General features: G+C 71.9%; 3 protein-coding genes and 1 rRNA gene. All 4 read right to left on the minus strand.

The genetic code is table 11. The features are described 5' to 3' along the window. Positions 1-1,380, minus strand: a complete 1,380-nt coding sequence (locus ENSA7_RS23280) for a WGR domain-containing protein (RefSeq protein ID WP_106091533.1) — start codon at positions 1,378-1,380, stop codon at positions 1-3. A gap of 98 nt (positions 1,381-1,478) precedes the next feature. Beyond that, the gene (locus tag ENSA7_RS23285) at positions 1,479-5,639 is read right to left on the minus strand and encodes a UvrD-helicase domain-containing protein (RefSeq protein ID WP_181234025.1); all 4,161 of its coding nucleotides are present in this window, start codon (positions 5,637-5,639) and stop codon (positions 1,479-1,481) included. Continuing rightward, positions 5,636-8,731, minus strand: coding sequence for a PD-(D/E)XK nuclease family protein (locus ENSA7_RS23290; RefSeq protein ID WP_181234026.1), 3,096 nt, complete (start codon positions 8,729-8,731; stop codon positions 5,636-5,638). The genes ENSA7_RS23285 and ENSA7_RS23290 overlap by 4 nt, the downstream gene beginning before the upstream one ends. A 118-nt stretch (positions 8,732-8,849) precedes the next feature. Continuing rightward, positions 8,850-8,966: ribosomal RNA gene (gene rrf / locus ENSA7_RS23295) — 5S ribosomal RNA — on the minus strand. Position 8,967: the final 1 nt, after the last annotated feature.

The raw sequence follows: 8,967 nt of genomic DNA on the forward strand, positions 1-8,967 counted from the left end.
TCACTCGCCGACGCTGACGTAGTAGTGCAGCCGACCGTTGTACTCCGAGGCCTGCTCTTGGCTATGGACGACCGCCTGCGGGAGCGCGGCCGTGAGGCGAGCGCAGACCTCGGTCGAGATGAAGTTGTCCGACAGGTCCAGGCTCTCGAGGTGCTCGAACTTGGCGGCGGACGCCAAGATCAGCTCGGCGCCCGCGTCGGTCATCGTGCCCAGCGAGAGGTCCACGTGCTTCAGCTGAGCCAGCAGCGGGCTCTTGGCCAGCTCGCGCGCGATGTCGTCCTGGAACTCGGCGTTGCACAGGCCCAGGTGCTCGAGCTTCGGCACCCCCTTGCCCGTGAACAGCGGCTGCAGATCCGCGATCGACCCGCCCGCGCCGTAGTCCGAGCTGCCGAAGAACACGACCAATTTGGTCGCGTTGGGCAGCTTGCACTTGCCGACGGCGCGGACCGTGGTTTGCGGCAACCCGCCGGTCTCGAGGGTCACCGACTCCAGCAGATCATGGTGCAGCTGCGACAACTCGATCTCGCCGCCGCGCACATACAGCGAGCGCAGGCGCGGGACCACGGGCAGCACCTTGGTCACGTCGCCGACCGAGGTCGAGGAGATGTCCCAGTAGCCCTCGGTGTCGGCGATCGAGAGCTTGGTCAGGGCCTCGAGCTTGCCGGCCTTGGTGATCGCGTGGACGTTCTTGTCCATGACCCCACGCCAGTCCGCATCGTCGTAGGTGGTGCCGATCGCCAAGTCAGTCAAGAACATCGCGGCGGGCAACTTGACCAGCGCGCGCAGGATCGTGTCGGGCGAGGCCCCGCTCCAGTCCTCGTCGCTGTTGCCGACGCTCGCGCTCACGATGTAGCCGCGCGACCACTTGATCGTGGCGACCTGTTCGATGCCCTCGTGGTCGAGGTGTTTGGCGAGCCCGCCGAGCCAAGATTTCTCGTGCTCGGCCACAATCTCGGCGATCCGCGCCTCGAGCTTTTTCTTGGTCGCCCCCTTCGCCTGCGCCCGCTGCAGCTCGAGCGAGATCAACTCCCCACGAACATCGTGCTGCTCCTGCAACCAGTCACCGTAGACCTGCCACGCCTCGTCGTTGCTCGGGTCGTCGAAGATTCCAGCCTCGAGCGCCGGATTGCGAGCGCCCTCCGCCTCCGCCCGCTTCGCCACCGCCGCCGTATCCACCGCGACCTCCGCGTACCCCTTCTTGATCTTGCTCTCGAGCTTCTTCGTGCCCTCCGACTCCGCCTTCTCAGCCGACGCACAAGTCTTGGTCTGCGTCTGCCCATCCGTCCCCACCTTCCCATAGCGCACCGTATAGGCGTCACCCTCGATGTCGAGCTCCCAAAATTTATGTGACTTGGCGTCCTTGTACTCGAGCCTACGCATGCCCCCCTTTTACCGCATTCCTCCCCCCACTCGCCCCAAAAAGAACGCCCGTCTCCCCCGCAAACAACACGACCCCCGCAAACAACCAACAGCAGTTCCTACCCCAGCCACATGGGCTTGCCGGCTGGCGCCAGCCACAGCCCGAAGCGACCCAGGTACTGGACCTCGCCGCGCGGCCGCCAGCGCGCCAGCGCCTCACGATAGAGCAGCAGCTGCGGCCCGTACTCCCACTGCAGCTCCTGCATCTGCGCACGCGAGCGGACCTTGCTGGTGACCTTGTAATCCAGCACGTTCCACAGCCCCTCGCGGTCGCGCCACAGCAGATCGATGCGGCCGCTGATCCAGTGATCGCGGGTCGCCTCGCCGACCAGTGCGTTGATGTCGACCTCGTGAAACAGCTGGTCGCGCGCTCGGGCGTCGCGCAGCTCGTCGAGCAGCGGCTGGTCCTCGGCGAACAGCTCGATGCAGCGCACCAACCAGGTGGTGATCCGCCGCCGCTCGGTCGCGTCGCGCTCGGCGTGGGTCACCGCGACCAGATCCGTCAGGTCAGCGCTGCGCGGCGGCTCGCCCTCGAAGTCCCAGCGCTCCATCGCGCGGTGAAACAGATCCCCGAGCGCGCGGGGATCTTCGTCGTCGAGCAGCGCGGGGCGCCGGGCGGGGAGCGGCATGTCCCACTCGAGCTCGCTGACCGGCCACGGCGAGCGACCGGCGCTCGGCGTCCACAGCTGCATCGACGGGCCCGCTAGCCAGGTCGAGTCGGACTTTGGTTTCGCGGGCGTCGGTGCGGGTGCGGGCTCGGGTGGCGTCGGCTCGGGCGGCGTCGGCTCGGTGAAGAACGCCGCGAACCCGAGCTGATCAGGGTGGGTCTTGGGCGCTCGCCGTCGCTTGCGTGCCGCCGCCGGAAGCTCGGGCGCGACGGACTCGGGGGCGGGTGCAGGCTCGGGCGAGGGTCCGCGCTCGACCGCTGGTTCCGGCGCGGGGACGGTCTGCGGAGCGGCGACGGGCCCGCGCTCGAGCCCCGCGAGCAGCATCGCGTCATCGATCACCCGCAGGTGCGCGAGACTCCACGTGGCCGCGCGCGGCCGGATCACGCAGCTCCCCTTCGCCGCCGGCAGATCCAGCGCGGCCACCAACAGCTCGATCGGTCGCTTGCACAGGTACGCGGGCTTGGGTTCGCCGATCAGCGGCGCCATGTCGAACCGAAAGTCGAGCCCGAGCCACGGCTTGTCGTCGTAGTGCACGTGAGCCCGGGCGTCGGCCTCGCCCGAGAGCACCAGGCGATCGCGGGCGCGCGTCATCGCCACGTAGAGCAGCCGCTTGGCCTCGGCGGCCTCGAGCGGGGCAAGCATATTTGTACAGGGCGCGTGAAGAGGATCGGGCGGGGCCGAGAACCCCTGGTGTGGCTGGCGGATCCGCGGCACGTTGATCCGCTCGTCACGCTCGCCGTCGATCGTCGGAACCGGGGCGCCGCTCCAGCTGGTCCGCGCGCCGATCTCGCGAAACTCCCCGATCCCAGCGAGCACGACGACCGGCCACTCCTTGCCCTTGGCGCCGTGCCAGGTCGTGATCGTGACGGCGTCGGCCTCGGGTGAGATTAGCCCCTCGGCGGCCGGCTCGGCGCCCGCGTCGAGCCACGTGCTCAGGCGCTGCAGATCCGGTCCGTCGTGCTCGAGCGTCCGCGCGTGCTCGACGAAGCGCCACGCGTTGGCCACCGCTCGCCGCCCGCGGGGGCCAGCGAGCCAGTGCGCCTCCAGCAGGAACCCGGCGATCGCGTCGGCGAGCAGATCCGCGGTCGCCCGCGCCCCCGCCTGGCGCATCAAGCCAAGGCTGCGCTCGCGACCGGCCTCCAGCGCACGCGCGTCGGCCTGCAGCTGGGCGAGCAAGCGTGACCGCGCCTGCGCGGCGGTCTCGCCTGGCTCGGTCGTGATCACGCCCGCCGCATCGAGAGCCGCGACCGCGCGCTCGGGGACCAGCCGACCGTGACGCAGGATCTCGCGGATCCGGCGGGGGAACCGACGCGGCCAGCTCGCGGTCTGGGCCGGCTCTGACTCCGGCTCTGACTCTGGCTCGTGTTCGTCATCCCAGGGCTCCCAGACCTCGTCGAGATCCGCGAACTCCGGCAGGTCCGGGTCAGCCTCGCGGACCCGACGATCCACGCCGGGCCAGCGCGCGAGCACGTACAAGCCGAGATCCGAGATCGCAAAGCAAGGCCCGCGCAAGACCGCGAGCGCGGCCATCTCGTCGTGCTCGTCGGCCCACAGGCGGACCAGGTTGATCAGATCCCGAACCTCCGGGAGCAGCAACAGTCCCCGACCACCCGCGAGATCCGCCGCGATTCCCCGACGCTCGAGGGCCGCGCGGTAGGCCTCCGCGAGGCCCCAGCGCGGCACCAAGATCGCCAGGTCGCGCGCGCGCAGCTGCACGGGCACCGCGGCGTCCGAGCCCGGCTGGGTCGCGCCGTCGATCAACCCGCGCAGGTGGGCGGCGACGCGCTCGGCCTCATCGACGAGCGTGGGGTGGTCCGAGGCGCGAGCGCGATCCCGGATCAACAGATCCACGCCGAGCCCGGGCAGTCGATCGTGCTCACGCGTGACCACGATGTCCCCGTCCCAGTGGACCAGCGCGTGGTCCAGCACATCGCGCAGCCGCGCGAGCTCGAACGGGCGCCCGAGCTCCGTGATGTTGGCCCACGGCAGCACGCCCGCGAACAACGGCGGAAACAGCTGCATGAAGAAGCGCGCGAGCGTCGGCGAGCTGCGGCGGTTCTCGGCCAGCGCGACGATCTCCGCGGTCTCGCGCGGCTCGTCTGGATCTCGCAGGTCACTCGCCCCGCTGCGCAGCGCCATCGCCCGCTGAAACACCTGTGGATCGGCCCCGCGAAATCGATAGATCGACTGCTTGGGATCACCAACGAAGAACACCTTGGCCGGCCCCGCGTCGCCGCACAGCTCGGCCAGGCGATCGATGATCTGCGCCTGGGTCGGGTTGATGTCCTGATACTCGTCGACCAGCACGTGGCGGTAGCGACCGCGCAGGTGCACCTGCGCGCGCGGATCATCGAGCAGCGCCCAGGTCAGCAGCTCGAGGTCGTCGTAGCGCAGCACCGCCCGCTCGCGCAGGCTCACCGCCCAGTCCTCGCGGGCGAGGGCCGCGAGCGCGACCCAGCGAGCCAGATGATCGGCGTGAGCGCGGTCGAGCGACGCCTGCGGAGCCGGGAGCACGTCGCGCGAGCGCCGAGTCGAGAGCACGCGATGGCTGTTGCGGACGTGCTGCAGGGCCGGGCCGAGCGGACCGAGCTCGGCGCTCGGTCGCATCGTCACCAGCTCGTGGACGTCCGTCGCGATCCGCTCGAGGTCGGGCTCGGGGACGTGGTGTCGCAGCAGCTGCGCGGTCAGATCCCGCAGCTGCGTCTGCTTGGGCGAGAGCCGGCCCTGCTGGCTCGCGAGCGCGATGGTCTGAACCAACAGCGCGAGCGGGGCCTGCATGTAGCGGATGTAGTCGCGCCACTGGCTGCGCACGAAGTGCTCACGCGCGGCTTGAATCGCCGCGCCGTCGCGCCAGTCGGCCTCGGCGACCTGCGCGGACGAGCCCGAGCTGCCAGCGCTCGGGCTCGGGCCCGGGCTCGGGTTGATCAGCGACCAGTCACGATCGTCGACCATCGCCCGCAGCTCGCGACGAATGAACCCCAGCGGATGCGCGGCCAACAGCTGGACGCAGGCCTGATGCGCGCGGTGGCTCGCGTCGTCGATCGCCCGATCCAGCCAGCCCGAGACGAACGCGTCGAGCTCGAGGGTCTGCTCGGCCGGCTCGAGCGGGCGCGCGTCAGGGGGCACGCCCGAGAGCTCGGGGAACTCGGCCAGCATCCGGGCGCACAGCGAGTGCAGCGTGCCGATCGGCGCCGGGGCCACGTGCTCGGCCAGGGCCAGCCGCTCATCGAGCGGGCGCAGACCCACGATCTCCTGCAGCACCGGATCATCGGCGAGCAGCTCCGAGGCCGACGAGGTCAGCGCCCCGAACACGCGCGCGCGCATCTCGGCCGCCGCCGCGCGCGTGAAGGTCACCGCCACGACCTGATCAGGCCGCGCCCACGCGCCCGCGCCAGGCCCAGGCCCAGGCCCAGCAATGATCCGCAAGTAGCGACGGACCAGCCGCCAGGTCTTGCCCGTGCCCGCGCTGGCGACGAGCACGACGGACCGCGAGGGGTCGAAGATCGGACCAAACCGGGCCGCCGCGCGGCTCGGGCGAGGCGAGCGCGTCACTGCACGACCTCGCGAGCGCTGCGCGGATCTGGCAACGGTGAGAGCGCGGGCGGCAGACCCGTGCGCCGCAGCTCGGCGCTCGGCACCACCCGGGCGAGCTCCTCGATCCGACTGCTGCGGCTGCCCGCGAAGCTTCGCTGGCCGGGCGCGCGCGCGACCACGGGAAACCGCCCCGCCTCGATCGCGGTCACGAACGCCAGACAGAAGCTCGCCGCGGCCCCGAGGATCGTCCACACCTGACCGCTCGCGTCCAACCCCAGCGGCTGACCGGGCGCGAAGCCGCGGGCCTCCGGGGTGATCAGCTTGCCGCCGCGCGGCAGCGGTCGCTGCAAGTACTCGAGCCGCAGCGCGCCGACGGGGACCGGCTGCGGCAGGTGCAGCCGCTCGGGCGCGGCCGCCACGACCTGCTGGATCGCCAAAGCGTAGAGCGGCAGCTGCAAGTGGACGCCGGCGCGCAGCTGATCCGCGATCGCCGAGGCCCAGCGCGGGCGGCCGGTCTTGAAATCGACGACGTCGAGGCGGTTGCGATAGGGGTCGAACTCGACGCGATCGATCACGGCGACGAACGGGATCGTGCGGAGGCTGAGATCGAGCTCGAAGCTCGACGCCCCCTCGGGCACCGGTGACCACTCCGCGGCCAGCAGGAACATCCCTGGCACCAGCTGCTCGGGCTCGGGCCGGCCGCGTCGGGTACCCGCTCGCCCCGTGCTGCGAGCTGCCTCGCCGCCCGGTCCGGCCCAGCCGGCCTGCAGGCGCTGCTGCCAGTGTTGCCACCACTCGCGCAGCTCGACCGCCCAGCGCTCGCGCTCGCTGGCCCAGATCGCCTCGGCCTGACCGTGCTCCGCGCGCTTGCGGTAGCCCTGCGCGAGCGCGTCGAGGACCTCGGTCAGCAGCGGCTCCGACACGCTGGCCAGCTCGAGCCCGCCCTGGCCAGCCGCCAGCCGGGCCGCGTGAGCGGTCTCGAGCGCCCGGTGCACGACCTGTCCTTGCTCCGTCGCCAGCAGCGACGCCTGCGAGTCGGTGACCTGCTGGCGCTCGCGCAGCCCGATCACGCGCTCGACAAAGTACTGATAGGGCAGCTGGGCGTAGCGCTGCAGCGAGCTGGCCGAGTAGGGCACGCCGGGCTCCACGCGCACGCCCAAGACCCCCGTGTGCGGCCCGACGCCCGCGGCCTCGTGGCTGCGGATCGCCTCGACCCGGCGACGGAGCTCGCCCTCGCTGGCCCAGTCGACCAGCCTGTCTTCGATCGGTGCGCTCGGTTCGGAGCCGGCGGCAGGCAGCGCGATCACGTCGACGCCGACCGACGCCGCCTCGCCTTCAGCCTGTCGCCCCGCGATCCACGGCCCGGGCGGTCGGCGGGCGCCCGCGCCATCACGGTGGCGCCAGCTGCCCACGACCGGACCCGCGGCGGCGCTCAACAGCTCGTCGAGCTGGCGCAGCTGAACCACGAAGCGGGCCCGATCCGCGACCAGACCGAGGCTCGACCGCAGCGAGTCGGAGATCAGATCGTGGTGCACGGGCGGCCGCGGGTGCGCGTCGAGGCCAGTCAAGAACAACCGCGGCGGGAGCTGACCCACCGCTGGCACGCTCGCGTAGGGCAGCACCCAGACCGGCGGGCCGCCGCCGCCGCCCTCGGCCCGGGTCTGCTCCCAGCTGCCCGCCGACGCGCTGGCCAGCGCGTGATCCAGGCTCGCGCCGAAGCTCGCCGGCGTCGACGGCAGCAGCGCCTGGGTGTCCGCCCGCGCGCACGCTTCGATCACCACCCGCGCCGCCGTCATCTCCGCCCCGGCCACGCCGTGCACCGCCGCGCGGCCGAGCAGATCCCAGTCGTCCAACAGCTCGCGCAATCCGGGCGCGCTCCAGTCCTGGGCCAGCGCGTCGAGCCGCTCGACAGCCGAGGCCAGCAGCCGATGCGCACCTCGTGCTCGAGCGCGGCGCTCGTCGAGCTGTGCGTCGTCCCAGCCCAGCCGGCGCCCGCGCTCGCGCAGCGCGTCCACGCTCGACTCCCCGGCCGCCCGCAGCCGCGCCTCCAGCCCGCCCAGCGAGAACGAGGACGCCCGCTGCAGCTCCCACGCGCGGTGCAGATCCCCCGGGTGAGGGCTGCGCGGGTAGTCGATCCCCAGCTGCGCCGCGCTCGAGGACCAGGTCCGCAGCGCAGATCCAAACAGCAGCGTCTCGAGATCATCGCGGCGGACCGCGCTCGGCGAACTCAGCACCCGCAGCAGCGCGCGCACTGTCCGTGCTGCCCCCGTGTTCGCGGCCCGGCGCTCGACGAACGCCCGGACCGGGACATCGCGGTGGCGCAGCCGATCGACCCACCGCGGCACCGAGTCGCTCGGCGCCAACACCACGGCTGGCTGCTCGGGCGCCGCTCGCAGTGAGCGCGCCACCGCTGCGATCTCGGCCTCGGGGCCGGCACACGCCAGGCGGAGATCCAGAGCCCGGCGCGCCGACAGCTCACCGCACCCAAACTCCGACCCCCAGCGCTCGAACCCCAGCCCGTCGAGCAGCCGGCCCTCCCACTGCGACGTCAGTGGCGTCACCAACCCGATCGCCACCGCCGCCGCGCGTCGGCGCAGGAACGACACCCGCCGCCGCCCAGCCACGACCAGCTCGGGGGCCTCTCCACGCCACCAGCCCGCCTGCTCCCGCGCCAGCTCCCGAAACCGCGCGAACGCCTGCAGCATCCCGGCGTCGCGGCCGTCCGGCCCGCCCTCGACCCGCTCGAGCACCGTGTCCAGCGACCGCCCGCCGAGACCCCGCTCGAGCTCGACGAACGCCCGCAGCGCCTCGCGCTGGTAGCTTGGCTGCTCGGCGATCGCCGCGTAGCGATCACTGGGATCGGCCAACAGCGCCTCGCGCACCGCCGCCAGCGCCACGACCGGGCTCAGCATCTCGCCCGCGAGCTCGAGCATCGCCGCGCTCAGCAGCCCCTCCAGATCGAGGATCCGGACCCCCACGGCGGCCCCGCGCTCGGCCAGCAAGCTCGACAACCACCGCCCCGCGACCGCGCGCCGGACCAGCACCAACACCCGGCCGGGAGTGTGCTGCTCGCTCAGCGCCACCAAGCGCTCGACGAGGTCACCCTGCATGCTCTGCACTATAGGCGTGGCGCAGCCTTCTGCCCGCATCTCGGGCCCGCGCGCAGCAGACGTCAACCGGCGAAGAACCAATAAAGAAGCCCCGGACACTTGCGTGTCCGGGGCATAGATCTGGCGACGACCTACTCTCCCACAGGGTGACCCCTGCAGTACCATCGGCGCAGGAGGGCTTGACTTCCGAGTTCGGGATGGGATCGGGTATGGCCCCTCCGCCATGACCACCAGAA

It is taken from the genome of Enhygromyxa salina, assembly GCF_002994635.1.
Taxonomy (GTDB): Bacteria; Myxococcota_A; Polyangia; order Nannocystales; family Nannocystaceae; genus Plesiocystis; species Plesiocystis salina_B.

What these genes read in the sequence shown, in the direction of transcription:
- ENSA7_RS23280 (WP_106091533.1), bottom strand. Translation starts at nt 1,380, where the DNA reads ATGCGTAGGCTCGAGTACAAGGACGCCAAGTCACATAAATTTTGGGAG.
- ENSA7_RS23290 (WP_181234026.1), bottom strand. Translation starts at nt 8,731, where the DNA reads ATGCAGGGTGACCTCGTCGAGCGCTTGGTGGCGCTGAGCGAGCAGCAC.